General features: G+C 60.1%; 1 protein-coding gene. It reads left to right on the top strand.

The genetic code is table 11. The features are described 5' to 3' along the window. Positions 1 to 73: 73 nt before the first annotated feature. On the top strand, positions 74 to 1,459 hold the full coding sequence (locus tag EP237_RS22830) for an IS1182 family transposase (protein ID WP_127563106.1): 1,386 nt from the start codon (positions 74 to 76) through the stop codon (positions 1,457 to 1,459). Positions 1,460 to 1,536: the final 77 nt, after the last annotated feature.

Genomic DNA, 1,536 nt, shown 5'->3' with positions numbered 1-1,536 from the left:
TTTTGTTGAAAAACTTGTCCTTGATCGAGGCGTAAGTCGCTGATTCAATTCTTTCCATAGGGAGGGATTTGCGATGATGGGACCGAGGCAGGAAGCGCAGGCGGCATTGTTCTACGAGTTCTCGTTGGAGGACCATGTGCCCCAAAACCACCTGTTGCGGTCGATTGATCGGTTCGTTGATCTGACCGGCATCCGAGCGCATCTCGCAGACTTCTACAGCCACACTGGCCGCCCGTCGGTCGACCCTGAGTTGCTGGTCCGTATGCTGCTGGTCGGCTACTGCTTCGGCATCCGATCTGAACGACGGCTGTGCGAAGATGTACATCTGAACTTGGCGTATCGGTGGTTTTGCTGTCTCGATCTGACCGACCGCATTCCCGACCACTCCACCTTCTCGAAGAACCGGCACGGTCGGTTCCGTGACAGCGACCTGCTGCGGCATTTGTTCGAGACGACCGTCGCGCGCTGCATCGAGGAGGGCCTGGTCAGCGGGCAAAGGATGGCTGTGGATGCGAGCCTCATCGAGGCCGATGCCAACAAACAGAACTCGACGCCGAAGGAGGAGTGGGACGCCCGGGCGATCAATCCCGCCGATGCGCCCCGGGCGGTCAGAGAGTATCTCGACACGCTCGATGAGGCCGCGTTCGGGGCCGCCAGCGAGGTCGAGCCCAAGTTCACCTCGCATTCCGACCCGGCCAGCCAATGGACAGCGGCCCGCAAGGGCCCAGCATTCTTCAGCTACTCTGACAATTATCTCATCGACACTGATCACGGGGTGATCGTCGATGTGGAAGCCACCCGCTCAATCCGGCAGGCCGAGGTCGGATCGACGAAGACCATGCTCAAGCGCGTGAAGGCGAGGTTCGATCTGCATCCGGAACGGCTGATCGCGGACACCGCCTATGGTACTGGACCGATGCTTGGCTGGCTGGTCGAGCGCAAGATAGCGCCGCATATCCCGGTCTTGGACAAGTCCGGGCGCAACGACGGGATCTGGACCCGCGCAGACTTCGAGTGGGATGCCGAGAACGATCAATACATCTGCCCGGAAGGTCACGCCCTGAAGCAGTTCCGCCGCAACTACTCAGACCCGAACCGAGGGCCTTCGGGCAAAGGCACGGCGCGATATCGTGCCTTGAAGGAGGTCTGCCAGGCCTGCCCCTCCAAAGCCAGGTGCTGCCCCAACGCCGACGCACGCAAGATCACCCGCGAAGAGCATGAAGACGCCCGCCAGATCGCGCGCGACATCGCCAAGACCCGCCAATACGACATCTCGATGAAGCTCCGAAAGAAGGTGGAAATGCTGTTTGCCCACCTCAAACGCATTCTTGGGTTGGGACGGCTCCGATTACGCGGGCCATGCGGCGCAAACGACGAATTCCTCCTCGCTGCCACCGCCCAAAACCTCCGCAAACTAGCCAAGATCCTTCCTGCACCGCAGCAAACGCGAAAAGCCTGACCAGAAAGGCGCTTGTGCGCTGTTCATGTTGCCACTTTCTGCGCAAGCAACACGTTGTTTTTCCACAGAATCGGCGG

The organism is Nioella ostreopsis (genome assembly GCF_004000255.1).
Lineage (GTDB): Bacteria > Pseudomonadota > Alphaproteobacteria > Rhodobacterales > Rhodobacteraceae > Nioella > Nioella ostreopsis.
Note: the sequence above shows the minus strand (reverse complement) of the source record. Positions and strands in the feature narration are given on the sequence as shown.

Bases quoted from the DNA above. Each gene is read 5' to 3' on its own strand.
- EP237_RS22830 (WP_127563106.1), top strand. From the start codon at position 74: ATGATGGGACCGAGGCAGGAAGCGCAGGCGGCATTGTTCTACGAGTTC.